The sequence below is a fragment of the Nocardioides furvisabuli genome, from assembly GCF_021083185.1.
GTDB classification, from domain to species: Bacteria; Actinomycetota; Actinomycetes; order Propionibacteriales; family Nocardioidaceae; genus Nocardioides; species Nocardioides furvisabuli.
This window is the reverse complement of the sequence record NZ_JAIGQB010000003.1, coordinates 410525-435199: the sequence shown is the minus strand read 5'-3', so window position 1 is coordinate 435199 and position 24675 is coordinate 410525. Positions and strand designations below refer to the sequence as shown.

At 73.4% G+C, this 24675-nt stretch carries 20 protein-coding genes; 6 read left to right on the top strand and 14 right to left on the bottom strand.

Annotated elements, in window-relative coordinates; translation table 11 throughout:
- Positions 1-84: 84 nt before the first annotated feature.
- Genes K4G59_RS08470 through K4G59_RS08425 form a run of 10 tightly spaced genes read right to left on the bottom strand, consistent with a single transcriptional unit; the run spans position 85 to position 12786 of the window.
- A complete protein-coding gene (locus K4G59_RS08470) occupies positions 85-1245 on the bottom strand; it encodes an acyl-CoA dehydrogenase family protein (RefSeq protein ID WP_231250520.1) in 1161 nt (386 codons plus the stop codon).
- Entirely contained in the window at positions 1242-3197 is a 1956-nt protein-coding gene (locus K4G59_RS08465; RefSeq protein WP_231250519.1) for an ATP-binding protein, read from the bottom strand. Before K4G59_RS08465 ends, K4G59_RS08470 begins: the two co-directional genes overlap by 4 nt.
- On the bottom strand, positions 3194-4831 hold the full coding sequence (locus K4G59_RS08460) for an acyl-CoA carboxylase subunit beta (protein ID WP_231250672.1): 1638 nt from the start codon (positions 4829-4831) through the stop codon (positions 3194-3196). The genes K4G59_RS08465 and K4G59_RS08460 overlap by 4 nt, the downstream gene beginning before the upstream one ends.
- Before the next feature lie 17 nt (positions 4832-4848).
- The gene (locus K4G59_RS08455) at positions 4849-5319 is read right to left on the bottom strand and encodes an SRPBCC family protein (RefSeq protein ID WP_231250518.1); all 471 of its coding nucleotides are present in this window, start codon (positions 5317-5319) and stop codon (positions 4849-4851) included.
- 10 nt (positions 5320-5329) lie between these two features.
- A complete protein-coding gene (locus K4G59_RS08450; RefSeq protein WP_231250517.1) occupies positions 5330-6463 on the bottom strand; it encodes an acyl-CoA dehydrogenase family protein in 1134 nt (377 codons plus the stop codon).
- On the bottom strand, positions 6460-8172 hold the full coding sequence (locus tag K4G59_RS08445) for an acyclic terpene utilization AtuA family protein (protein WP_308189380.1): 1713 nt from the start codon (positions 8170-8172) through the stop codon (positions 6460-6462). The genes K4G59_RS08450 and K4G59_RS08445 overlap by 4 nt, the downstream gene beginning before the upstream one ends.
- A complete protein-coding gene (locus K4G59_RS08440) occupies positions 8169-8948 on the bottom strand; it encodes a TIGR03084 family metal-binding protein (RefSeq protein ID WP_231250516.1) in 780 nt (259 codons plus the stop codon). Before K4G59_RS08440 ends, K4G59_RS08445 begins: the two co-directional genes overlap by 4 nt.
- Positions 8945-9565, bottom strand: coding sequence for a TetR/AcrR family transcriptional regulator (locus tag K4G59_RS08435; protein WP_308189379.1), 621 nt, complete (start codon positions 9563-9565; stop codon positions 8945-8947). The genes K4G59_RS08440 and K4G59_RS08435 overlap by 4 nt, the downstream gene beginning before the upstream one ends.
- A gap of 45 nt (positions 9566-9610) precedes the next feature.
- A complete protein-coding gene (locus K4G59_RS08430) occupies positions 9611-11164 on the bottom strand; it encodes an Ig-like domain-containing protein (RefSeq protein ID WP_231250515.1) in 1554 nt (517 codons plus the stop codon).
- Between the two features lie 11 nt (positions 11165-11175).
- A complete protein-coding gene (locus K4G59_RS08425; protein WP_231250514.1) occupies positions 11176-12786 on the bottom strand; it encodes a BTAD domain-containing putative transcriptional regulator in 1611 nt (536 codons plus the stop codon).
- A gap of 252 nt (positions 12787-13038) precedes the next feature.
- Between K4G59_RS08425 and K4G59_RS08420 the strand changes: the two genes are divergently transcribed.
- The 4 genes from K4G59_RS08420 to K4G59_RS08405 all read left to right on the top strand — a co-directional run bounded on the left by K4G59_RS08420 (position 13039) and on the right by K4G59_RS08405 (position 16623).
- Complete coding sequence (locus K4G59_RS08420) at positions 13039-13233, top strand: hypothetical protein (protein WP_231250513.1); 195 nt, start codon at positions 13039-13041, stop codon at positions 13231-13233.
- Positions 13234-13321: 88 nt separating this feature from the next.
- Entirely contained in the window at positions 13322-13540 is a 219-nt protein-coding gene (locus K4G59_RS08415) for a hypothetical protein (RefSeq protein WP_231250512.1), read from the top strand.
- A gap of 84 nt (positions 13541-13624) precedes the next feature.
- Positions 13625-15928, top strand: a complete 2304-nt coding sequence (locus K4G59_RS08410; RefSeq protein ID WP_231250511.1) for a MinD/ParA family ATP-binding protein — start codon at positions 13625-13627, stop codon at positions 15926-15928.
- On the top strand, positions 15925-16623 hold the full coding sequence (locus tag K4G59_RS08405) for a hypothetical protein (RefSeq protein ID WP_231250510.1): 699 nt from the start codon (positions 15925-15927) through the stop codon (positions 16621-16623). Before K4G59_RS08410 ends, K4G59_RS08405 begins: the two co-directional genes overlap by 4 nt.
- Positions 16624-16665: 42 nt before the next feature.
- On the opposite strand, the gene K4G59_RS08400 is transcribed toward K4G59_RS08405, so the two are convergent.
- The 4 genes from K4G59_RS08400 to K4G59_RS08385 all read right to left on the bottom strand — a co-directional run bounded on the left by K4G59_RS08400 (position 16666) and on the right by K4G59_RS08385 (position 22544).
- Positions 16666-18216: a hypothetical protein gene (locus tag K4G59_RS08400; protein WP_231250509.1), complete on the bottom strand. Its 1551-nt coding sequence runs from the start codon at positions 18214-18216 to the stop codon at positions 16666-16668.
- Positions 18200-18898: an ABC transporter ATP-binding protein gene (locus K4G59_RS08395; protein ID WP_231250508.1), complete on the bottom strand. Its 699-nt coding sequence runs from the start codon at positions 18896-18898 to the stop codon at positions 18200-18202. The genes K4G59_RS08400 and K4G59_RS08395 overlap by 17 nt, the downstream gene beginning before the upstream one ends.
- Positions 18899-19057: 159 nt before the next feature.
- On the bottom strand, positions 19058-21280 hold the full coding sequence (locus K4G59_RS08390; protein ID WP_231250507.1) for a 3-hydroxyacyl-CoA dehydrogenase NAD-binding domain-containing protein: 2223 nt from the start codon (positions 21278-21280) through the stop codon (positions 19058-19060).
- Positions 21281-21332: 52 nt separating this feature from the next.
- Positions 21333-22544: an acetyl-CoA C-acetyltransferase gene (locus tag K4G59_RS08385; RefSeq protein ID WP_231250506.1), complete on the bottom strand. Its 1212-nt coding sequence runs from the start codon at positions 22542-22544 to the stop codon at positions 21333-21335.
- Positions 22545-22634: 90 nt separating this feature from the next.
- Between K4G59_RS08385 and K4G59_RS08380 the strand changes: the two genes are divergently transcribed.
- Positions 22635-23210: a helix-turn-helix domain-containing protein gene (locus K4G59_RS08380; RefSeq protein ID WP_231250505.1), complete on the top strand. Its 576-nt coding sequence runs from the start codon at positions 22635-22637 to the stop codon at positions 23208-23210.
- Between the two features lie 115 nt (positions 23211-23325).
- Entirely contained in the window at positions 23326-24648 is a 1323-nt protein-coding gene (locus K4G59_RS08375; RefSeq protein ID WP_231250504.1) for a cation:proton antiporter, read from the top strand.
- The last annotated feature ends 27 nt before the right edge of the window (positions 24649-24675 follow it).

The window sequence follows — 24675 nt, the reverse complement described above, 5'->3', positions numbered from 1 at the left end:
GTTCGCTGGTCGCGGGCGCGCCTCCACGCTCAGCCTGCGGCTCTGTCTCCCCGACTGCCTGCACAGTGCATCTCCGGGGGTGGCTCAGTAGGACTTCGGCAGCCCCAGCGAGTGCATCGCGACGAAGTTCAGGATCATCTCCCGGCTCACCGGCGCGATCCGGCCGGCGCGCGCGGCGACGAGCAGGCCGGCCATGCCGTACTCCTGCGTGATGCCGTTGCCGCCATGGGTCTGGACCGCTGCGTCGACCGCATGCACGGCCGCCTCGGCCGCGGCGTACTTCGCCATGTTGGCTGCCTCGCCGGCCGCCATGTCGTCACCGGCGTCCACCATTGCGGACGCCTTCTGGGTCATCAGCCGGGCCAGCTCGTTCTCGATGTGGGCCGTCGCGAGCGGGTGCGCGATCGCCTGGTGCGAGCCGATCGGCGTCTTGAAGACCGTGCGCTCCTTGGCGTACGCCGACGCCTTCTCGAGGGCGTGGCGCGCCAGCCCGGTCGAGAAGGAGGCCGCCATGATCCGCTCGGGGTTGAGGCCCGCGAAGAGCTGCACCAGCCCGCCGTCCTCGTCGCCGACGAGCGCGTCGGAGCGGAGGCGGACGTCGTCGATGAAGACCTGGAACTGCTTCTCCGGGCTGACGATCTCCATCGGGATCGCGGTGAACTCGAAGCCGTCGGCGTCGGTAGGCACCACGAACAGGCACGGCTTGAGCTTGCCGGTCCGCTCGTCCTCGGCGCGGGCGACGACGAGGACGTTCTCGGCCTCGTCGACGCCGGAGATGTAGATCTTCTGGCCCTTGAGCACCCACTCGTCACCGTCGCGACGTGCGGTGGTGGTGATGTTGTGGGAGTTGGTGCCGGCGTCGGGCTCGGTGATGGCGAAGGCCATGGTGGCGGTGCCGTCGCAGATGCCGGGGAGCCAGCGCTGCTTCTGCTCTGGCGTCCCGTAGCGCGCGATGACGGTCCCGCAGATCGCCGGGCTGACGACCATCATCAGCAGCGGGCAGCCCTGCGCCGCGAGCTCCTCGCAGACCGCGGCCACGTCGCCGATGCCGCCGCCCCCACCGCCGTACTCCTCGGGGATGTTGACCCCGAGGTAGCCCGCCTTGGCGATCTCCATCCACAGCTCGGTGGTCTTCTCGCCGGAGCGGGCGCGCTCGACGAACCAGTCGCGGCCGTAGCCCTTGGCGAGCCTGGCGACCTGGCGCCGCAGCTCCTGGCGCTCCTCGGTCTCGGTGAAGGTGGTCATGCGTGCTCCTCGGTGTGTTCGGTGTCCACGACTGCCAGGACCTCCCCGGACGCGACCTGCGCACCGGGCTCGACGTTGATCTCGGTGACCGTGCCGTCGTGCGGAGCGGTCACCGTGTGCTGCATCTTCATGGCCTCCAGGACGAGCACGGCCTCGCCCGCGGAGACGGTCGCGCCGACCTCGGCGACGACCTTGACGACCGTGCCCGGCATCGGCGCGAGCAGGGAGCCGGTCGCCACCGCATCGGCCGGGTCCGTGAAGCGGGGGACCTCGCGCAGCCGGACGGACCCCGCGGCCCCGTCGACCCAGACCTCACGCGCGCCGGTGCGCTGGTCGACGTCGACGAGTCCGTCCCACCGTCCTGCGACGCCGTCGACCTCGAGCCTGGCCCGGGTCGGTGAGACCTCGAGGACCGTCACGCCCTCGACCGCGAAGCCGTCGCGGGTCCCCCACCACTCGACCGGGTCGTGGCCCTCGAAGGTCGTGCGCTGCGGCTGGCTGACGACGTTGCGCCAGGCAGCCGGGACACCCCGCTGGACCGTACGCCGCTCCGCGTCGGTCGCCGCCAGCATCAGGGCTCCTGCCACGAGCTTCGCGCGGTCCCTGCGGGTTGAGTCCCCAGGAGACTCAGCGGAAATCGGACGCGACTCCAGCCAGGTGGTCGTCATGTCCCCGGCCACGAAGACCAGGTCGCTGAGGATCTCGACGAGGTGGTCGCGGTTGGTCACGACCCCGTGGATGCGAGCACGACGCAGGGCTGCCACGAGCATCCGGACCGCCTGCTCGCGCGTCGGCGCCCACGCCATCACCTTGGCCAGCATCGCGTCGTAGAAGGTGGAGACCTCGTCTCCGGACGCGAAGCCGCTGTCGACCCGGACGCCCGATCCGGCCAGCGGGCCGAACTCGACGTCCGAGGGCAGGTCGAAGGTGACCAGCGCTCCGCTCTGCGGCGTGTACGTCGCATCCTCGGCGTAGAGGCGCACCTCGATCGCGTGCCCGTTGGCCGACCTCCGCTCGACGTCAGGGATGTGCCCCTCGGCGACGGACAGCTGGAGCTCGACGAGGTCGACGTCCTGCACGAGCTCGGTGACCGGGTGCTCGACCTGGAGGCGGGTGTTCATCTCGAGGAAGAACCAGCGGTCGGCGGCGGGGTCGTAGAGGAACTCGACCGTCCCGGCGCCGCGGTAGCCGATGTCGCAGGCGAGCCGCTCGGCCGCCTCGCACATGGCTGCCTCGGTGGCAGCGGGAAGCCCCGGCGCCGGGGCCTCCTCGACCACCTTCTGGTGGCGCCGCTGGACCGAGCAGTCACGGGTGCCGAGGGCGAGGGCGCGGTCCGCGGTCGCGAGGACCTGCACCTCGACGTGGCGCCCGGCCTCGACGTACGGCTCCACGAAGACGGTGCCGTCGCCGAAGGCTGACTCGGCCTCGGCACGCGCGGCCCCGATCTCCGACTCGAGCCGGTCGAGGGTGCGTACGACGCGCATGCCGCGGCCGCCGCCGCCGGCCGAGGCCTTCACCAGCAGCGGCAGGTCGACCTCGGTCGGGTCGGAGGGCGCGGAGAGCACGGGGACGCCGGCCTTCTCGGCGATCTCCTTGGCGCGGACCTTGTCGCCCATCGCCTCGATCGCCTCCGGCGGCGGGCCGACCCAGGTGAGACCGGCGTCGAGGACCGCACGGGCCAGGTCGGCGTTCTCGGACAGGAAGCCGTAGCCGGGGTGGACCGCATCGGCGCCCGAGCGCTGCGCGGCCTCCACGACCAGGTCGACGCGCAGGTAGGTGTCGGCGGGCGAGCTTCCCGGGAGGCGTACGGCGTGGTCGGCCTCCGCGACGTGGGGCAGCGAGGCGTCCGCGTCGGAGTGGACGGCGACGGTCTCGATGCCGAGGCGTCGGCAGGTGGCGAAGACCCGGCGGGCGATCTCGCCCCGGTTGGCGACGAGGAGACGTTGGATCATGGGCGGAACACCCCGAATCGGTCGGCGCCCCGGATCGGCGCGTTGGCGATGACGCTGAGGCAGATCGCCAGCACCGTGCGGGTGTCGCGCGGGTCGATGACCCCGTCGTCGTAGAGCATCCCGGAGAGGAAGTAGGGCAGCGACTGCTCCTCCACCGAGGCCTCGACGTAGTCCTTGACGCCCTGGAAGCCCTCGGCGTCGAAGACCTCGCCCTTGGACTCCGCGGACTGCTGGGCGACGATCTCGAGGACGCCGGCGAGCTGGGCCGGACCCATGACCGCGGACTTCGCGCTGGGCCAGGTGAAGAGGAAGCGCGGGTCGAAGGCGCGGCCGTTCATGCCGTAGTTGCCGGCGCCGTAGGACGCGCCCATGATCACGCTCAGGTGGGGCACGGTGGAGTTGGACACCGCGTTGATCATCATCGCGCCGTGCTTGATGATGCCGCCCTGCTCGTAGTCCTTGCCGACCATGTAGCCGGTCGTGTTGTGCAGGAACAGCAGCGGGGTGTGCGAGGAGTTGGCGAGCTGGATGAACTGTGTCGCCTTCTGCGCCTCCTCGGAGAACAGCACGCCCTGCGCGTTGGCCAGGATGCCGATCGGCTGGCCGTGCAGCTCGGCCCAACCGGTGACGAGCGAGGTGCCGTAGAGCGGCTTGAACTCGTCGAAGGGCCGGCCGTTGCGCTCGCTCGTGCCGTCGACGATTCGCACGATCACCTCGCGGGGGTCGAACGGCTCCTTGAGGTCTGTCGGGATGAGGTCCAGGAGGCCCTCGGGGTCGGCGTCGGGCTCGGCGAAGTCGCCCCGGCCCTGTGGCGTTCCCCGGGTACCCGGGGAAAGTTGAGGTTCCCCCCCGAAGTTTCGGGGGTGAGGCTCCAGGTTCCCCGGGTACCCGGGGATCGCGACGCGGCGCCGGTTGAGCCGGGCCACGATCCGCCGCCCGATCCGGATCGCGTCGTGCTCGTCCTCGGCGAGGTAGTCGGCGAGCCCCGACACGCGGGCGTGCATCTCCGCACCGCCCAGCGACTCGTCGTCGGACTCCTCGCCGGTGGCCATCTTCACCAGGGGCGGGCCGCCGAGGAACACCTTGGCGCCGCCTCGGACGAAGACGGTGTAGTCGCTCATGCCGGGGACGTACGCCCCGCCGGCGGTCGAGTTGCCGAAGACCAGCGCGATCGTGGGCTGGCGTCGCGCCGAGGCGCGCGTGAGGTCGCGGAAGAGCCTGCCGCCGGGGATGAAGATCTCCTTCTGCGTCGGCAGGTCCGCTCCGCCCGACTCGACCAGCGAGATCGTCGGGAGATCGTTCTCCTCGGCGATCTGCGAGGCCCGGAAGATCTTCTTCACCGTCCAGGGGTTGCTCGCGCCGCCCTTCACGGTGGGGTCGTTGGCGCTGATCACGCACTCCACGCCCTCGACCACGCCGATGCCGGTGACCACCGAGGCGCCGACGGTGAAGTCCGACCCCCACCCGGCGAGCGGCGAGAGCTCAAGGAAGGCCGATCCGGGGTCGAGGAGCAGCTCGATCCGCTCGCGCGCGGTCAGCTTGCCGCGCGCGTGGTGGCGGTCGACGTACTTCTCTCCTCCACCGGCGACGGCGACCGCGTGCTGGGCGTCGAGGTCGGCGAGCTTCTCGAGCATGGCCCCGCGGTTGCCGGTCACTTCTCGACCACCGCCTTCATCCGCTCCAGCGTGGTCCGCATCCCCTTGCGGTTGGTCCGTCCGCGCAGCGCGCCGAGGAGGGTCCAGTAGACGCGCGTGAACAGCGACGGCTCCATCCGGAAGTACTCGGTGACCAGCGTCCCGCCGTCCCGGGGCTCGAGCCGGTAGCCCCAGTTGTTGACCGTCACCGCGTCGGTGCCGACGGAGAACTCGAAGACCTTCTCGGGCTCGCAGGCGGTGACGCGGCACGGCGACCAGTACGTCGGTCCCACGCCGTTGCGCTTCACGTGGCCGGCGAAGTAGGCCCCGACCTCGGGGCCCGTGGACCCGCGGGTCCACTTCGCCTCGAACGTCTCGGGGCTGAACTCCCCGATCCGGGTCACGTCGCTGACGAGGTCCCAGACCTCGGCCGGCGGGGCGTCCATCCAGACCGACACCTCGTCACCCAGGGACGGCAGCTTGATCATCGCGTTCCTCTCATCCTGCATAACCCATCAGCTTGGCCGTCAGGTCGCGCAGCACCTCGTCGGCGCCGCCCCCGATCGGCAGGATCCGGGCGTCGCGGAAGTGCCGCTCCACCTCGGTCCCGTGCATGTATCCGGAGCCGCCGAACACCTGGACGGCCCGGTCGCAGACGTGGGCCGCGCAGTCGACCGCGGTCTGCTTGGCCAGGCACGCCTCGGCGACGACGAACTCGCCCGCGACGTGGCGTGCCGCGACGGCGTGCGTGTAGGCGCGCGCGACCTCGACCTGGCGGCGCATCTCGACCAGCGTGTGCTGGACGGTCTGGTTGTCGGTCAGCGGACGGCCGAACGCGTGTCGGTCACGGGCGTACGCCGCGGCGAGGTCGAGCGCGCGCCCCGCGATGCCGTAGCCGTGCACCGCCAGCGCGATCCGCTCCACGACGAACTGCTCGGCGATCTGCCCGAACCCGGCACCCTCCTCGCCGACCAGGTTGGCCACCGGGACGCGTACGTCGACGAAGGACAGCTCGGCGGTGTCGGAGCAGTGCCAGCCCATCTTGCGCAGCGCGCGGTCGACGGTGAAGCCGGGCGTGCCCTTCTCGATGACCAGCAGCGAGATCCCGCCGTGGCCGGGGCCACCGGTCCGGACGGCGGTGGTGACGAAGTCGGCGCGCACGCCCGAGGTGATGAAGGTCTTGGCGCCGTTGACGACGTAGTGGTCGCCGACCCGCTCGGCGCGGGTGGTGATCCGGGCGACGTCGGAGCCGCCGCCGGGCTCGGTGATCGCGAGCGAGCCGATCAGGTCGCCGGCCAGAGTGGGGCGCACGAAGCGGTCGACGAGGTCGGTGTTGCCGCTCGCTGCGATGTGCGGCAGGGCGATCCCGGCGGTGAGGAGGCCCGCCATCAGCCCGCTGGACGCGCCGGCATCGAACATCGCCTCCTGCATCGCGACCGAGTCGAGCAGGTCACCGCCGCTGCCGCCGACGTCCTCGGCGAAGCCGACGCCGATCAGCCCCAGCTCGCCGGCCGTGCGGTGCAGTGAGCGCGGGATCGAGCCTGCGTCCTCCCAGCCCTGCAGGTGCGGCACGACCTCCCGGCGCACGAACTCGGCAGCAGTGGCACGCAGCGCCTCCCTCTCCGCGCTCACAGGAGCGAGTCCTCGATCGAGACGAGCCGCGAGCGCAGCCACTCACCGAGGCCCTTGGCCTGCGGGTCGAAGCGCGTGGAGGCGGCGACGCCCTGGCCGAGCAGGCCGTGGACGACGAGGTTGACCGCGCCGAGCTGGGGCAGGAGCCACACGTCGACGTCGAGGTCGGCGGCCTCCGGCAGGAGCGCACCGATGCCGCGCGGCGACATCACCTTGCACAGCCACTGCACGCGGGCGTCGTAGGTCTCGCGGTCGACAGCGTCGTGCGCCACCCAGAGGCCGATGTTGGCGTCGCCGCCCTTGTCGCCGGAGCGGGCGTGGACGAAGGTGCCGAGCGGAAGGCGGCGGGTCAGCGAGTCGGTGCGGGCGGGGTACGGCGACGGCCGGGCGCCGGGCGCCGCCTGCGCGGGAGTGAAGGACGTGGGCTCGGCGACGACCTCGCGGCGGCCGTCGGCGTGGACGACGGTGTGCGTGACGTCGGCGCGGTCGACGTACGCCGCGCGGTAGACGCCGTAGGGCGTGGCCGCGGCGGGCGGGGCCGTCATGGTGAAACCGGGGTAGGAGCCGAGCGCGAGCTCGACCGCGGCGGAGGTGAAGGCGCGACCGACCGGGTCGGGCGAGGGGTCCTTGACGGTGCACCGCAGCAGGGTCGAGGCCGACTCCTCGGTGTCGGCGTCGAGCGGCGGGACGCGTACGTCGGACCAGGTGACCTCGGCCGCGCTCAGGCGGGGCTCCAGCTGGTCCTTCACCCACGCCGCCTTGGCCTCGACGTCGAGCCCGGTCAGCACGAGCTCGAGGCTGTTGCGCCAGCCGCCGAGCTCGTTGACGCAGACCTTCAGGCGCGCCGGCGGCGCCTCGCCGACCACCCCGCTGATCACCACGCGGTCCTCGGCCTCCTGCTCAAGGCGCACCGAGTCGAGGTGGACGGTGACGTCGGGGCCGAGGTAGCGGGTGGACTGGATCTCGTAGACGAGCTGCGCGGTGACGGTGTCGAGGGTGACCGCGCCTCCGGTGCCGGCGTGCTTGGTGATGACGCTCGTGCCGTCGGCGGCGACCTCGGCGACCGGGAAGCCGAGCGGCCGCTGCCGGTCGGGCAGGGCCAGGAAGCCGCTGAAGTTGCCACCCGTCGCCTGGGTGCCGCACTCGATGACGTGGCCGGCGACGACCGCACCCGCCAGCTCGTCGTAGGACTCCGGCGTCCAGCCGTGGTGCGCGACCGCCGGGCCGACGACGAGCGAGGCATCGGTCACGCGGCCGGTGACCACGACGTCCGCGCCGGCGGTCAGCGCCGCGGCGATGCCGAAGCCGCCGAGGTAGGCGTTGGCGGTGAGGGCGCCCGAGAAGGACAGGTGGCGTACGTCGTCGCCCTCGACGTGCGCGACCCGGGGGTCGAGGCCCAGGCCGCGGGCGACCTCGCGGAGCCTGTCGGCGAGACCGGCGGGGTTGAGGCCGCCGGCGTTGGCGATCAGGCGCACCCTCTTCTCCAGGGCCAGTCCGAGACAGTCCTCGAGCTGGCGGACGAAGGTGCGGGCATAGCCCAGGGTCGGGTCCTTGAGCTGGTCCTTGCCCAGGATGAGCATGGTCAGCTCGGCGAGGTAGTCGCCGGTGAGGACGTCAAGCTCGCCGCCCTCGAGCATCTCGCGCATCGCGCTGAGGCGGTCGCCGTAGAAGCCGGAGCAGTTGCCGATCCTGATCGGCCGCGTGGTCACTTCGGCGCCCGTCCCTCGCCGGGCTGTCCCGCAAAGGCCTGCGCGATGTCGAGCCAGCGGTCGGCGTCGGCGCCGGTGGCGACGAGGTCGGTGTCGGCGCGGTGGACGCGCTGGGTGACGAGACGGCAGAAGTCGCCCGCGCTGCCGGTCACGGTCTGCGCCGCGTCCTCCGGTCCCCAGCTCCAGACCTCGCCGGACGGCGAGACGAGGTCGATGCGGAACTCCTCGGCCGGGGCGTCGAGACCGTGCACGGAGTGGGCGAAGTTGCGGGTGCGTACGCCGAGGTGGGCGACGTGGCGGATCCGGTCGGTGTCCTCGACGGGCGCACCGAGGCCCTCGTGGACGTCGAGGCTGTGCGCCCAGGTCTCCATCAGCCGCGCGGTGGCCATCGACGTGGCCGACATCGGCGGACCGAACCACGGCATCTTCTCGCCCTTCGGCATCGCGACGAGCGCGGCGCGGAGGTCGGCGCGGGCGCGGCGCCAGCGGCCGAGCAGGTCGTCGTCCTGGGCGAGCGCCAGCGCCTGGGCGTCGACGTAGCCCTCCGGGTCGGCGATCGCCCCGAGGACGACGGCGTCCCACGCGTCCTTGTCGGTCGCCGCCCTGACGGCGACCCCGTCGGTCCAGGCGAGGTGGGCGACCTGGGTCGCGACGTCCCAGCCGGGAGCGGGCGTGGGCGTGTGCCAGCCGGCCGCGTCGAGGTCGGCGACGAGCGCCTCGAGCCGGTCGCCCTCCGCCGCGAGGTCGTCGAGCACCTGGGTGAGCACGTCGGTCATCTCGGGGTCCCTGCCAGTTCCTTGTCGAGCACGTCGGCCCACTCCCGGAGGATGCGGCGACGGCGGGCGGAGTCGTCGGTGATCGTGGCGGCCAGGCCCAGCCCGCGCACCAGGTCGAGGGTGGCCTGCACGAGCTCGCGCACTCCGGGACGCGACTCGTCGGCGCCGAGCGCGGTGACGGTGAGGCGGTGGGTCTCGCGCCCCACCCGCTGCTCCAGCGGCGAGACGGCCGCGAGGAGCGCCGCGTCGGTGCGGGCCGCGACCCACAGCTCGAGCGCCGCGGTGAAGACCGGTGAGGCGAAGTGGTCGCCGAGCATCTCCACGACCGCCCGCGTACGCCGCTTGCCGGTCGGCAGCTGCGCCACCGCGTCGGCGAGCTCGGCCCCGCGCAGCTCGGTGAGGTGCTCGACGGCGGCGACCACCAGGTCGTTCTTCGTGGGGAAGTGGTGCAGCTGGGCCCCGCGGCTCACCCCTGCCCGCTCGGAGACGAGCGTGGTGGACGTGCCGGCGAAGCCGCGCTCCACCAGCAGCTCCACCGTCGCCTCCAGCAGCCGCGCCCGCATCGCACGCGTCCGGTCCGCCTGCGGGACGCGGGTCGTCTGGGCCTGGGAGGTCACGGCATCAGCCTGCCGCCGCACAAACAAACAGTCAAGCCTGACTTTTTATTGCACCTGGGTCAGGCTCCCCACGGCTCCGCACGTCGAGCTCGACCCCAGCCACAGGTCGCCCTCGGGGACCGAGGCGCGCCACGCGTACCAGCCGCGCTCCTCCACCTGGAAGCTCAGCGACGTGAACGTGCCGTTGCCCGGGCGGCGCTGCACGACGTCGCGGTGGTTGCCCGTGCAGGCCTGGCCGGCCGTGTCGTAGGGACCGTAGAGCGAGGTCGTCACGTCGACCGGGCCGCCGAACGGCAGCCCGGCGAGGGACACCTGCGTCGAGACCACGTCGAACGGAGCCGCGGTGGCAGGAGCAGAGACCGCCACCGTCGAGCGGCCGCGCACCCGCACCGGCGCCCCGCACGACGCCACCGGCACGGTCGCGTCGGATCCGTCGACCGCGACGCGCCACAGGTAGCGCCCCCCGACGGACGGCGTGATCGCCGGTGAGGCGTAGGCACCGTCGCCCTCCACCGGCAGCGAGGCCGTCCCCACCGCAGGGCCGTCGCAGTGCGCCTCGGCCACCGACGCGAAGGGTCCGTGCAGCGACGCCGTGGCTCCCCGCCTCGAGCCGTCGCCGTCGACCGTCGCGACCACCCGCGCCGGGGACCCGGCCACGAGCACGTTCGGGTCCGCTGCGATCGTCAGTGACTGCGGCCCGCGGACCGCGACGCGCGCGCTGGCCGTGAGCGTGCGGCGGACGCCGCCCTCCGCGACCGACGCCTGGCGGCCACGGGCCGCGGCGCGCACCCGCAACCAGTGCAGCGGGACCTGCCCGACCTCGGCGACGACGGTGCGCCAGCCAGCGAGGGGCGCGGCGAGTCTCACCAACGCCCGCCCGTCGTCGCCGGTCACCGCCTCGACCGGGCCGGCGACCGGCTGGGAGGTGCCGCCGTCGGGCGACGTGACGCTCACCGGCAGGCCGGCGACCGGGCCTCCGTGACCGTCGGTCACGCGCACCGTCACGGCCGTCACCCCACCCACGTCGGCGACGGTGGGCTGGACCCTGACGGCGTAGGGCCCCGCGCTCGCGCGGGACCCGCCCAGCATGAGGCGTGCGTAGCGACGCACGGTGCCCGGATCGCCCGAGTTCCGTACCCGGGCGGAGCCTCGCGGTCGACCCAGACGCCAAGTCCGACCGCCGAGCAGGTGCAGGACCGCGGCGTCGACCGCGGCAGCTTGCACGGCGTCCCTGTGGCCGCCGTACTTCGACAGGATCCAGGCGGCTCGCCGGGTCCGGGCGAGCGAGGGAGCCTTCGCGCCGCGCAGGTCCGCGGTGGCGGCGGCGGGCCGGAACCCCGCCCGGTTGGGGCGCCGGCCGGGCGTGATCACGAAGACGGGCGTGCCGCCGAGCCGATAGCCACCGATCCAGCCGCCGGCCGCCCGGCCGGTGCTGGGGATGCGGAATCCCGCCCACCGCTCCGCCCGGTCGCCGGCACCGGCGGCCCGGGGCGCCGGGAGCGCCGCCAGGGTCGCGAGGGCGAGCACGGCCACGAGCAGCGCGGCGAGTAGCCGTGCGGCCCTCCTGGGCGTGGCGGTCGTCGCGCTGGTGGTCGCCATGGCGGTCCTCCTCACCCCAGGGGTCCAGGGTCCTGGGTTCCGGGGTCGGTCGGTTGGCCCGTCGGGCTCGGGTGCTGCGTCGGGCTGGGCTGGGGGCTGTGGCTCGGCGTCGGGCTCGGCGTCGGGCTCGGTTCGGGGGTCGACGTCGGGCTCGGCTCGGGGGTCGACGTCGGTGTCGCGGTGGGCGCCGGCGAGGAGACGGGCGTGGACGCGCCGGCGGACGCCGTGGCGGGCGACGGGGACGGGGCGTTCACGGGTTCCTCGGACGCGACCAGGACAGGAGCCTCGGTTCCCGCCACCCGGACCTCGCCGACGACGGGCGCGGCGGTCGGGGACGTGGCGGACCACTCGTACGTACCGCCGTCGAGGCCGCCCACGACCAGTCGCCGGCCGTCGCGGCTGCGGACGACGACGCTGCGGACGACCCTCGTGCCGGACGGCCCCGCGACCTCGAGCCGGACGCGTGCCGGCCGCCGCGTGGCGCGGACGAGGAAGACGGCGGCCCCCTCGGACGCTCCGACGGGACGCACGCGCACCTCGCGAGCGGACGCCGGGTCGGCGCCCTCCGCCCGCCGGGTCTGCGGCGCGCCGGGATCCTGCCCGAGGCCGTCGCCGACGGACACCGGGTCGGACGGCTCGGCGCGGTCGGGGCCGAGGTTGGCGATCGACAGGGACACGGCCATCACGAGGGCCGCCCCCACCGCCAGCCGGGCAGCGGTCGCCCGAAGGGACAGCCCGACCGGCCCTGAGGGGGGCAGAGGGGTCGGTGGGGGTGGCGGTCGTGGGGAACCGTGATCGAGCGGGACGCTGGACGGGCCGGCCGGCCGCAGGACCTCGTCGACGGGTGCTGCGGTGGGCGCGGCCGGACGCGCGGCCCGGGCGGCGCGCGGGACCGGGACGGCCGGGACGGGCGCCTCGAGCAGGGAGAGGAGCGCAGGCGAGGGGACCACCCCGAGCTCGGTGCTCACGAGGTCGCGATAGCGCCCGACCTCGAGCACGGCACCGCCCCTGTCGCCGCGGTCGAGGAGGGCGCGGGCGAGCAGCTCGCGGGCCGACTCGCGCAGCGGCTCGGTGCGCACGACCGCACGTGCGGCGTCCTCGGCGAGCAGGGTGTCCTTGCGGTCGAGTGCCCGTCGGGCCAACCGCTCGAGCGCGCTGACCCGCTGGTGCTCGAGGTCGTCGCGGTGCTCCTCGACCCAGGCGTCGTACCAGTCGGGGAGCAGGCGCTCCCCGACGAGCGTGACCAGCAGCTCCGTGTCCGACGGGGCGTCGTCGCCCGGGTCAGGCCCACCGGCGGTGTCCACGGCCGCCCGCAGCGCGTGGACGTCGACCTCGACGTCCGCCGCCAGCGCCACACTGGTCCGGTCGGCGACGAGCAGGCCGGGGCACCGCTGGTGGGTCTGGGCGACGGCGCGTCTCAGACTGGCCAGGGCGCGGGCGTCGGTGCTCTCGGGCCACAGCGTGCCGGCGACCTGTGCGCGGCCTCGCGTGCCGGTCAGCGCGAGCAGGGCGCACAGGCGCTGCTCACGGCCGCCGAGCGCGACGACGTCCCCGTCCACGACGAGCTGCCACTCGCCGAGGAGCCTGAGGCCGCGACTAACGGCCTGCGCTGTCTGCGGCATGGTCGACCACCGAGACTTCCCTCTCCCGTGCCGCGGCTCACGCGGCGAGTCGCGGGCTTCCCCGACCGTCCACGGTGCCCGAGTCCGCTCCGGGGACCCAGGCGCCCGTCCCGATATCCCGAGAATTGGGGTCGACGTCCAGACCAGTCCTGAGCTGCTCCTGTGCGGTCACCGCCGGGTCACGCACGAGTCACGCTGGTCGACGTGCGATGTCCCGGTCAGACCCACCGCACACGGGGGGAGGTGAACACCATGCGGGAACTGTCACTCACCGAGCTCGACACCGAGCGGACCGAGCTTCTTCCGACCCGGGAGACGCTGTCCTTCGGCAACAGCAACTGGGCCAGCATCGTCGCCAACAACTCGTCGATGGCCCTGAACGCGGCCACCTTCCACTCCCTCGCGCACAGCGAGGCGTGGCAGGCGATCACCGTCACGCAGGGCTGACCACCGCGCGTGGCCTCCCTGCGGAGGGGGAGGCCACGCCCGGTCACCCAGCCCTCCGCCGACCCAGCACGGAAGGAGGTGGATCCGCATGGTCCGACGACCCGAGCTCGCCATGGCCGACCTCGACGCCGAGTCGGCCACGCCGCTGCCTCGACGAGAGACGTTGAGCTGCCAGTTCGCGTGCGTCAACGTCACCAACGTCGTGGGCGTCAACCTCGCCCTCGCCGTCAATGCGGCCACGATCGGCTCCCAGGCGAACGCACTGGCGATGCAGTACCTCGCGTCGGTGCAGATGCAGGCGCCGTGAGACCCGGCGGCGGGTGCGTTTGCTCTGGCGCACCCGCCGCCGTCAGCCGCTCCACCCACCAGAGCAGACAGAGCACCCAGAGCGATGAACCTGACGACCACGGACCACACGACGACCGCGCCGCCCCCGTCGGGCGCGCCCGCCACCGCGCCCGCCACCGCACAGCGCTGGCGCCGGGCGCGCGGGCTGGAGTTCCTGGGCCGGGTCCAGGGGTCCGGGCTGAAGGATCCCGCCTTCCTGGTGCGTCGCGTGGACGACCAGGTCGTGCAGCTGTCCGAGCTGCTCCACCTCGTCGTGCGCGCCGTCGAGCCGCCGCGGCCCGCCGAGCAGGTTGCCGACGACGTCAGCGCGGCGTACGGCCGGACCCTGAGCACCGAGGGCCTGGCCCACCTCGTGGTCACCCGGCTCGAACCGCTCGGCCTGGTGGTCCCGGACGAGTCACCCGACCCGACGAGGGCAGCGCGGGCGCGGCCGCTGCTCGCGCTGACCGCCAAGGGCACGCTGGTGCCGGCAGGGGTGGTCGGCCGCCTCGCCGGAGTGCTGGTCCCGCTCTTCTGGCCACCGCTCGTGGTGCTGGCGCTCGCCGCGCTGGTCGCCGCCGACATCGCACTCGTGGCGCGGGCGGACCTCTGGGCGGCGGTCGACGAGCTGGTCGCCACCCCGACGACCGCCCTGCTGATCTACGCGCTCCTCACGGCCGCGGCCCTCGTGCACGAGCTCGGTCACGCGGCCGCCTGCCGCTACGGCGGGGCGAGCCCGGGCGAGATCGGCTTCGGTCTCTACCTCGTCTTCCCTGCGTTCTACACCGACGTGACCGACTCCTACCGCCTCGGGCGGGCCGGGCGCGTGCGCACCGACCTCGGCGGGCTGTACTTCAACGCCCTGACGGTGCTGCTGCTCGCGGCCGGCCACGTGGCGACGGGCAGCGGCATGTTGCTGCTGACCGCGCTCGCCCTGCAGCTCCAGATGCTCCAGCAGCTCATCCCGGTCGTGCGCTTCGACGGCTACTACGTCCTCTCCGACCTGGCCGGGGTGCCGGACCTGTTCGCCCGGGTCGGGCCGGTGCTGCGGAGCCTGCGTCCGGGCCACCCGGTCGACCCACGCGTCACCGAGCTCAGGCCACGCTCGCGGCGCTTCGTCGTCGGCTGGGTCGTGGTCGTGGTGCCGCTGCTCGTCGCGGCGCTCGGCTGGTCGATCTGGTACCTCCCGGAGTTCCTTCGGCGGGGACGCGAGGGGGTCCGGCTGCAGCAGCTCGTCTTCGACCTCGCGTGGCAGCATCGCGACTGGCCGGCCATGGCCCTGGCGGTGGTGTCGATCGCCCTCCTTCTGCTGCCGCTCCTCGGCGCGGTCCTGGTCCTGTGGCGGGTGGGCGCGACGCTGGTCCGGCTCACACGGACCAGGGTCGCGGCGCGCGCGCCGGCGTCGTACGAGGCTCTCCCGATGGCCGACCCGCCACGGGTCGTCTCGGCTGCGGACTTCACCGACGAGGTGATGTACGCCGCCCCGGCGCCGGTCCCGGGACAGGGCTGGCGCAGCGCGGTCTACCGCGGCAGCGGCCACCTGCTCAACCCCGGCCCCAGCCTGCCGGAGCAGCGGCGGCGCGAGCTCGAGCACCGGCTGCGTGCGCCGATCGACGGCTCGCGCCGCGTCGTGGTGATGAGCCGCAAGGGCGGTGTCGGCAAGACGACGATCACGCTGGCCCTCGGAAGCACCTTCGCGCTGCTGCGCGGCGACCGCGTCATCGCGGTCGACGCCAACCCCGACGCGGGCAACCTCGCCCACCGGGTCGCGCCACCCCACGACCGCACCGTGACCGACGTCCTGCGCGACCTCGACCAGATCACGACGTACGCCGCCCTGCGCCGCTACACCTCGCAGGCCCTCGAGTCGCGGCTCGAGGTGCTCGCCTCCGACGACGACCCGCGCATCGGCATGGCGCTGGCGCGCGACGACTACCACCGGCTGATCGGCCTGCTCGACCGCTTCTACAACCTGATCCTGCTCGACACCGGCACCGGCATCCTCGACAGCGCCAACCAGGGGCTGCTCACCGAGGCCGACCAGGTCGTGCTCGTGGTGCGGGCCGGTCTCGACGGCGGCCGTGCCGGCGCGCTGACCCTGGACTGGATGGACCAGCACGGCTTCGACGACCTCGTGGCGCGCACCGTCGTGGTGGTGAACGCGGAACGGCGCGGCAGCGAACCCCCGGAACCGATGCGGCGGCACTTCGAGAAGAGGTGCGCGCGCGTGGTGACGGTCCCGTGGGACGACGCGCTCGAGCCCGGCGCGCTCACCGACATGTCCTCCCTGCACCGCCGCACGCGTGACGCGCTCGTCGACGTCGCGGCGGCCGTGGCTGACAACTTCTCCGTCGGGGGTGCACCGTGACCGGCCGCGGCCTCGCTGCCCACGCCGTCGTGGCGGTGCTCCTGCTGGCAGGTGCGGCGGACGCGAGCCCCCGCGGGTCGCCAGACGAGCGGCGCTACCTCGACGTCGTCGCCAGCGCCCAGCCCAGCGATCAGCGGCGCGAGGACCGCGACGTGGTCGTCTCCGAGGTCATGGTCCGCCATGCCGCCCTGAAGGCCGACGCGGTCGCGACCAGCGTGACGTCGTGCAGCGGGTGTCGCGGCGACAGCACCGCGCTGCAGGTCGTCTACGTCCGAGGGCCTGCGTCGGCGAGGTTCGACAACGTCGCGTCGGCCTGGGTGCAGGACTGCTGGGACTGCACGGCGACGGCACTGGCGGTGCAGCTGGTCGTCATCGGGCCGGGCACGCGTGCCCGGCCGACCAATCGGGCGCTCGCGGTCGGCAACACGTGTGCGACGTGTCGCACCGCGACGGCCGCCTTCCAGGTCGTGGTGCAGGTGGACGCGGTCGGGCGCCTGCCAGCCGCCGCCCTCGCCGAGGTCACCGCGTGGGTCGACGCTCAGGCGGCGGCACTCCGGGCCGCCGTGGTCGCGCCGGCCACGCCACGCCGCGCCGCCGCGCGGGCGGCCGCCCGCTCCCTGGGTGACCTCCGCCGCGTCGTCGTACGCGCCCTGGAGGCTCGGACGCGGTCCGCACGGGTCGCCGTCACCCGTTGACCCCGCGCCCGGCAGGCGACGGTGCCGTGGGACGGAGCGTCATCAGACAGCGGCAACCGTCAGCACCACGCGTGCCCGCTCCTCGGGGGCGAGCCAGCGCCGCCGGGCCCGGACCAGCCGCCAGCCCGACCAGGCGAGGAAGGGCAGCGCCAGCACGGCCGGCAGCCAGGCCCACGGACCGGTCGAGACGGTGGTGAACACCATCCCGGTGAGGGTGGTGACGAGGGACAGCTTGCCGGCGTAGCCGGCCATCGCGGCGTGCGGCGCGGGCGTCGCGCGCGGCGAGGAGAGGTCCGCGGAGTAGGGCGAGCGGACCGACCACGACATGACGATCGCGAGCACCTGCACGAGCACGACGAGCCAGCACGCCGCGACGCTGACGCCGACCACGAGCGGCGGCGGGCCGTTGCGAAGGAGCGCCATCACGACCGTCGCCGCGGACACCGCAGCCATGCACTCGAGGACGACGAGGGCGCGTACGTCGAACACGTCGCCCGCGGCGACCGGCAGCGTCTCGCGCCACACCATGCCCTTGCCGTCGAGGCACCAGGCGTTGACCCCGAAGAGCAGCGCGGCGCCGCTGGCGGTGAGGCCGGGCAGCAGCATCACCGAGCTCCACTGCAGCCCCGCCACGAGCGCGACCAGGCCGGGGCCGAGGCCCAGCACGACGAGCCCCCGACGCATGCCCACCGAGCGCCACACCGACCCGCGGTCGAGGCGGCGGAGCAGCGCACGCTCGGGCGAGCCCCAGCGCGGCTCCGGTGCGTGCCGGGCCTCGTGCACGCCGGACTGGACGCGCAGCTCCTCACGCGGCGGCAGCCCGAGGGCCCACGCGGCGGGCCGGACGCCGAGGGCGACGGCGGCCCCGAACACACCGAGCAGCACCACGACCACCAGCGGCCACGACGAGGTCTGCGCCGTCTCGGCGACCCAGGTCGTCGGCAGCGACCGGACGATGGATCCGAGCGCGCCGGCGAGGTGCAGGCCGGCGAGCGCGACGACGACCACGCCCGCGGCCACGCGGACGGTGACGACGCCGTGGGGCGTGCGCCGTACGCCCTCCGCGACCCAGCCGATCGCCTGACCGAGCGCGGTGGCGGCCAGCACCCACGCCAGCACGACCACCTGCGCGCCGAGGAGGCGGCCGGTCGGCGCGACGAGCGCGGTGACCGCGAGCAGGGCCCACGTCTGGACCAGCCAGGCGAGGTTGAGCGGGGCGAGCAGCAGTGCGCCGAGGTGCTCGGTCACGGGACTGAGGGGGTGGATCGCGGCCTCGCTGCGCGAGAGCAGCTCGCGACCGCCGCCGCTGCTCATCGAGGAGCTGACCGCCAGCAGCAGGACTCCGATGAAGGCCGCGCCGAGGTTGTCGCGCAGCGACGCGGTCGCACGGGTCAGCGCCGGCTGGTCCAGGGCGCCCGTGTCGAAGGCCGCCGGTGCGAGCGCGAAGACGAGGGTGAGGCCGATCGCGACGAGCGCGCCGAACGCGGCGGCACCGGGTCGGCGTACGGTCCGGGCGCGGAAGCCGACGAGGTGGGCAGTGTCGTGGGCGGCGTCGGTCCAGCCGTCGTGGCGAGGCTCAGTCGAGGAGCGCACGGTAGGTCTCGCCGGTGAGGTCGGTCGCCTCCATCGCGGCGACGCGATTGCCGCCGCGGAGCACGACGGCGTCGCCGCAGGCCTCGAGGGCGAGGTCGCGCAGGTGGGTGGAGAGCAGGACGCAGGCGCCGCGGGCGCGAGCGTCGGCGACCACCTCGAGGGTCGCTTCGACGCCGAGGGGGTCGACGCCGTCGAAGGGCTCGTCGAGCAGCAGGACCGAAGGCTCGTGCAGCGCCGCCAGGACGACGCTGAGCCGGCGGCTCATGCCGTGGCTGAAGCCGCCGACGACGCGGTGGGCCACGTCGCCGAGCTCGAAGCGCTCGAGCAGGTCGCGCCCGCGCTCCTCCCACGCGTCCATCCGGCGCAGCCGGGCGCTGAGCTGCAGGTGCTCCCACGGGGTGGCGCGCGGCACGAGACCGCCGACGTCGGGGCAGTAGCCCACGACGCGCTTGACGCCCAGGGCGTCGGTGGCGGCGTCGCGGCCGGCGACGGTGACCGCGCCGGAGGTGGGCGGGACGACGCCCGCCAGGACCTTCATCGTCGTGGACTTGCCGGCGCCGTTGCGCCCGAGCAGGGCGGTGGCGCGACCACTGTCGGCGGTGAGGTCGACACCCGAGACGGCCTCGACGTCACCGAAGCGGACGTGGAGGTCGCGCACGACGACCGCGGGGGGCTGGGTCACCGACCCATCCTCCCCGACCGGGCACTTCCTTGCGGTGGAATCGACTGACCGGGCACTTCCTCGCTTGCAGCAGCGCGACGAAGTGCCCGGTCGGCGTGGTCCAGCGCAAGGAAGTGCCCGGTCGGCGTGGTCCAGCGGAACGAAGTGCCCGCTCGGCGATCAGGCGGGGAAGCCCTCGCCCTTCGCCGCCAGCTCGCGGAGGTACGCCGTCGGGCGGAAGCGCTCGCCGTAGGCGTCGGCCAGCTCGTCGGAGCGGGCCAGGAAGGCCTCCAGGCCGATCGGGCCGACGCCGTGGCCGGTCTCGTCGAGCGCCTGCCACCCGGTCATGAACTGCGCCGCACCGCCGGTGAGCGCCGGGAAGCCGATGCCCATGATCGAGCCGATGTTGGCCGCGGCGGCGGAGGTGATGACGCCCTCCTCGAAGCACTTCGCGGTCTCGAGCGCCTCGATGAAGAGCATCCGGTCGCGCACGTCGCGGATGGGGGGCTGCTGCTCGGCGACGGGGAACGTCTCGGCGAGCCCGGACCACAGCGTCGTACGCCGTCCGTCGTCGTCGTAGTCGTAGAAGCCCGCGCCCTTGAGCCGTGACGGCCGGCCGAGGCCGATCATCGTCGAGATGACCTCGCCGGCGGGGTAGGCGCCGAGGTCGACGCCCTCGCGCTCGGCGGCGTCCTCGGTGGCCTTGCGGATCTTGGCCATCAGCTCCATGTTGAGCTCGTCGCTGATCTGCAGCGGACCGACGGGGAAGCCCGCGGACGTCGCCGCGCGCTCCAGCGAGACCGGGTGCACGCCCTCGGCGAGCATCGCGAGGCCCTCGTTGATCTGGGTCCCGATGACGCGCGAGGTGTAGAAGCCGCGCGAGTCGTTGACCACGATCGGCGTCTTGCGGATCTGCTGCACGACGTCGTAGGCCTTCGCGAGCGCGAGGTCGGAGGTCTCCGCGCCGCGGATGATCTCGACCAGCGGCATCTTGTCGACGGGGCTGAAGAAGTGCAGGCCGATGAAGTCCGCCGGTCGCTCGATGCCCGTGGCGAGCTCGGTGATCGGCAGGGTCGAGGTGTTGGAGCACAGCAGCGCGTCCGCGTCGACGTACGGCGTCACCTCGGCGAACACCTTCGCCTTGAGCGTCGGGTCCTCGAAGACGGCCTCGATCACCAGGTCGCAGCCGGCGAGGTCCTCGGGTGCGGCGGTCGGGGTGATCCGGTCGAGCAGCTCGGCGGCCTTCGCCTCGGTGAGCCTGCCGCGCTCGACGCCCTTGGCGTTGAGCTTCTCGGTGTAGGCCTTGCCCTTCTCGGCCGCCTCGAGCGTGACGTCCTTGAGCACGACCTGCATGCCGGCGCGGGCGCAGGAGTAGGCGATGCCGGCGCCCATCATCCCGGCGCCGAGGACGCCGACCCTGGTGGCCTGCCACCGCTCGATGCCCTGCGGGCGCAGCGAGCCGGAGTTGATGGCCTGGAGGTCGAAGAAGAAGGCCTGGATCATGTTCTTGGCCTGCTGGTTGACCACCAGGTTGGTGAAGTAGCGGCTCTCGATGCGCGAGGCGGTGTCGAAGTCGACCTGCGCCCCTTCGACCGCAGCGCTCATGATCGCGCGCGGCGCGGGGTAGATCGCGCCCTTGGTCTGCTTGCGCAGCAACGCCGGGAAGGCCGGCAGGAACTGCGCCAGCGCGGGGGTCTTCGGGGTGCCGCCGGGCATCTTGTAGCCCGCGCGGTCCCACGGGTTGGTCGCCGCGTCCGCGTCGTCCTGGTGGGCGAGGATCCACGCCTTGGCCGCCGGCACGAGCTCCTCGCGCGTCGGCACGAGCTCGTCGACGAGCCCCTTGGCCAGCGCCCCCTGCGGGTCGAACTGGGTGCCGGGCATCAGCACGTCCATCAGCGCTGACTGGAGCCCGAGCATGCGGACGACGCGGGTGACCCCGCCGCCGCCTGGCAGCAGGCCGAGCGTCGACTCGGGCAGGCCGATCTTCACCGAGCGGTCGTCGACGGCGATGCGGCGGTTGGCCGCGAGCGCGATCTCGAGGCCGCCGCCGAGGGCGGCGCCGTTGATCGCGGCGACGACGGGGCGCGGAAAGGTCTCGAGGCGGCGCAGGCTGGACTTGACCGCCTCGCCCATCGCGAAGATCTCGTCGGCGTCGTCGGGCGTCGCCGTCATCATGTTCTTGAGGTTGCCGCCGGCGAAGAAGGTCTTCTTCGCACTCGCCAGGACGACGCCGGTGACGTCGTCGACCTCGTCGTGGAGCCGCTGCACGGCCGCCTCCATCGACGACTGGTAGAGCTCGTTCATGGTGTTGGCGCTGGCGGTCGGGTCGTCGAGGGTCAGGGTGACGATGCCGTCGGCGTCGCGGTCGTAACGGACCGCGGTCTGGGTGTCGGTGGTGCTCATGTGATGTCTCCGGGAGAGCTCGGTGGTTGAGGTGCCAGCGATGGAAGGAAGGTCAGACGAGCTCGACGATCGTGGCGATCCCCATGCCGCCGCCGACGCACAGCGTCGCCAGGCCGCGCTTGAGGTCGCGGCGGGCGAGCTCGTCGACGAGGGTGCCGAGGATCATCGCGCCGGTGGCGCCGAGGGGATGGCCCATCGCGATGGCGCCGCCGTTGACGTTGGTGACCTCGTGGCTGATGCCCATGTCGCGCATGAAGCGCATCGCGACGGCGGCGAACGCCTCGTTGATCTCCCACAGGTCGATGTCCTCGACCTCGAGGCCCGCACGGACGAGCGCCTTGCGGGCGGCGGGGGCCGGGCCGGTGAGCATGATCGTGGGGTCGGCGCCCGACACGGCGGTCGAGATGATCCGCGCCCGCGGCGTCAGCCCGAGCGACGTACCGATCTCCTCGGTGCCGATCGCCACCACGGCCGCGCCGTCGACGATGCCCGAGGAGTTGCCGGCGTGGTGCACGTGGTCGATCGCGGGGACCCAGTGGTACTTCTCCAGCGCCACGTCGTCGAAGCCCGCGTCGCGCCCGATCTGGGCGAAGGACGGCTTGAGGCCGGCGAGACCCTCGACGGAGGTGTCGGGGCGCACGGTCTCGTCGCGGTCGAGCACGGTGACGCCGCTGAGGTCCTTGACCGGCACGACCGCGCCGTCGAAGTAGCCGTTGGCCCACGCCTTCGCGGCACGGTGGTGGGACTCGGCGGCGTAGGCGTCGACGTCTGGGCGCTTCCAGCCCTCGATCGTGGCGATCAGGTCGGCGCCGATGCCCTGGGGCACGAAGCCGGTCTGGAGCGCGGTCGCGGGGTCCATCGCCCAGGCGCCGCCGTCGCTGCCCATCGGCACGCGGCTCATCGACTCGACGCCACCGGCGATCACGAGGTCCTCGAAGCCCGAGCGCACGCGCTGCGCGGCCTGGTTGACGGCCTCGAGGCCCGAGGCGCAGAAGCGGTTCAGCTGCACGCCGGCGACGGTCTCGGGGTAGCCGGCCTTGAGGGCGGCGGTCTTGGCGATGTCGCCACCCTGGTCGCCGATGGGGGTCACGACACCGAGCACGACGTCGTCGACGCGGGCCGGGTCGAGCGTGGGGTTGCGGGTCTTGAGCTCGTCGAGGAGTCCGACGACCAGGTCCACCGGCTTGACCTCGTGGAGCGAACCGACGGCCTTGCCGCGGCCGCGAGGTGTGCGGATGTGGTCGTAGACGAATGCTTCTGCCATGCCAGCGATTGTGACACCATTACTGTCACAGTCCAACAGGTGTGTCCCGGGTCACGCAGGACGGGGCGGTCGTCAGGAGAGGATGTGCGCGTGGACACCGAGCTGCTGACGCTGGACGAGCTGACCGAGCGCACGGGGGTGAGCGCGCGCAACGTGCGCTTCTACGCCTCGCGCGGCCTGGTCCCCTCCCCCGTGCGCCGCGGCCGCTCGGGCTACTACGGCCCCGACCACGTCGCGCGCCTCGAGCTGGTCCGCGAGCTCCAGGGCCACGGATTCACGCTGTCGGCGATCGAGAAGTACGTCGAGCAGATCCCCGACACCGCCACCCCCTCCGACATCGCGCGCCACCTCTCCCTCCTCGCGCCGGTCACCGGCGACCGCGACGTCGACGTGCCGGCCGGCCTCTCGGGCATGGGCATCTCGCCGGAGGCGGCCGCGGCCGTCTCGGAGGTGTACGCCGCCCACGGCCGGCAGGTCGCCCAGGAGCTGTCGGAGATCGTGCGCACGATGGTGTGGCCGCAGTTCCGCGAGCGGGGCGGGACGGCCGAGGAGCTGCGCGAGTTCGTCCACCGGCTCAAGCCGCTCACGATCGCCGGCCTGGTCATGGCCTACGAGCAGGCGATCGACGAGAGCCAGGCGGCCTACGACGGCAAGCGGCCCCACTGAGCCCCCTCCTCGCCCTGGCCCGCCCTGGCCCGCCCGACGGGGTGACCGGACTGGGTGTGCACTGGGAGGCTTGGGCCGTGCCCGACCCCTCCACCCCCACCGGCGCGGTCCCGCGATGACCGGCGCCGCCGTCTACCTCATCCTCGGACTGTCGCTGCTCCTCGCGACGGTCCTGCCGCACGTGACCCGGCGCGTGGCCCTGTCGCCGCCCATCGTGCTCGTCGGCGTCGGCCTCGCCATCGGCCTGCTGCCGATGGCGGACGACGTGAGTCTCCAGCCCGAGGACAACCGCGAGCTCATCACCCACGTGGCCGAGTTCACCGTCCTGGTCTCGCTCATGGGCGTGGGGCTGGCGATCGACCGCATGCTGGACCTCAGGTCGTGGCGGTCATGGCGGTCGTGGTCCTCGGTCTGGCGGATGCTGCTGGTCGCGATGCCGCTGACGATCCTCGGCACGATGCTGCTCGGGTGGTGGGTCGCCGGGCTCGCTCCCGCGGTGGCGCTCCTGCTGGGCGCGGTGCTCGCGCCGACCGACCCGGTCCTGGCCTCCGACGTGCAGGTCGGTGAGCCGCTGACCGACGACGTCGACCGGCCCGACGACGGCGACGGCCCGGAGGAGGACGACGACATCCGTTTCTCCCTGACCGCCGAGGCGGGACTGAACGACGGTCTCGCCTTCCCCTTCGTCCACCTCGCGCTGCTCCTGCTCGCCGGGGGCTTCGGCCTCGCCGAGGCCGGGACCTGGCTCGGGTGGTACCTCGTCGGCAAGATCGCGATCGGCCTCGCCGTGGGGCTCGCCGCCGGCTGGCTGCTGGGCCGCCAGGCGTTCCACGTCCGCAACGAGGACCTCCGGCTGGCCAACGCGGGTGAGCCCCTGCTCGCGGTCGCCGCGCTGCTGGCGTCGTACGGCGCCGCGGAGCTCGTCGGTGGCTACGGCTTCCTGGCGGTCTTCGCCTGCGCGATGCGCCTGCGCGCCTCCGACCGTGGCAACGCCTACCACCGCGCCATGCACGGCGTGGTCGAGCGCCTGGAGCGCCTCATGACGCTGCTGGTCCTGCTCGTCCTGGGCATGGCGATGACCCGCGGGCTGCTCGAGCACCTGGACTGGCGGGGCGTCGTGGTGGCGCTGGCGCTCGTGCTGGTGGTGCGGCCCGTGGCCGGCTACCTCGCCCTCGCGGTGCTCGCCCGCGACGAGCAGGAGGAGGGCGGGCTGGACCGCGGGGAGATCGCCGCGGTGGCGTTCTTCGGGGTGCGTGGCGTGGGCTCGGTGTTCTACCTCGGCTACGCGGTGACGCACGAGCAGGTGCCGGACGAGCCGTGGCTGTGGTCCACCGTGGCCTTCACCATCATCGTCTCGGTGATCCTCCACGGCGTCACCGCGACACCGGCGATGTCGCGCCTCGACGCGCGCAGGAAGGCTACCCCCGCCGCGGGATGACGCACGCGTGGGGACGGGGCTGAGAGA

Bases quoted from the DNA above. Each gene is read 5' to 3' on its own strand.
- K4G59_RS08430 (WP_231250515.1), bottom strand. From the start codon at position 11,164: ATGGCGACCACCAGCGCGACGACCGCCACGCCCAGGAGGGCCGCACGG.
- K4G59_RS08415 (WP_231250512.1), top strand. From the start codon at position 13,322: ATGGTCCGACGACCCGAGCTCGCCATGGCCGACCTCGACGCCGAGTCG.
- K4G59_RS08410 (WP_231250511.1), top strand. From the start codon at position 13,625: ATGAACCTGACGACCACGGACCACACGACGACCGCGCCGCCCCCGTCG.
- K4G59_RS08420 (WP_231250513.1), top strand. From the start codon at position 13,039: ATGCGGGAACTGTCACTCACCGAGCTCGACACCGAGCGGACCGAGCTT.
- K4G59_RS08385 (WP_231250506.1), bottom strand. From the start codon at position 22,544: ATGGCAGAAGCATTCGTCTACGACCACATCCGCACACCTCGCGGCCGC.
- K4G59_RS08470 (WP_231250520.1), bottom strand. From the start codon at position 1,245: ATGACCACCTTCACCGAGACCGAGGAGCGCCAGGAGCTGCGGCGCCAG.
- K4G59_RS08390 (WP_231250507.1), bottom strand. From the start codon at position 21,280: ATGAGCACCACCGACACCCAGACCGCGGTCCGTTACGACCGCGACGCC.
- K4G59_RS08455 (WP_231250518.1), bottom strand. From the start codon at position 5,319: ATGATCAAGCTGCCGTCCCTGGGTGACGAGGTGTCGGTCTGGATGGAC.
- K4G59_RS08440 (WP_231250516.1), bottom strand. From the start codon at position 8,948: ATGACCGACGTGCTCACCCAGGTGCTCGACGACCTCGCGGCGGAGGGC.
- K4G59_RS08460 (WP_231250672.1), bottom strand. From the start codon at position 4,831: ATGCTCGAGAAGCTCGCCGACCTCGACGCCCAGCACGCGGTCGCCGTC.
- K4G59_RS08375 (WP_231250504.1), top strand. From the start codon at position 23,326: ATGACCGGCGCCGCCGTCTACCTCATCCTCGGACTGTCGCTGCTCCTC.
- K4G59_RS08465 (WP_231250519.1), bottom strand. From the start codon at position 3,197: ATGATCCAACGTCTCCTCGTCGCCAACCGGGGCGAGATCGCCCGCCGG.
- K4G59_RS08425 (WP_231250514.1), bottom strand. From the start codon at position 12,786: ATGCCGCAGACAGCGCAGGCCGTTAGTCGCGGCCTCAGGCTCCTCGGC.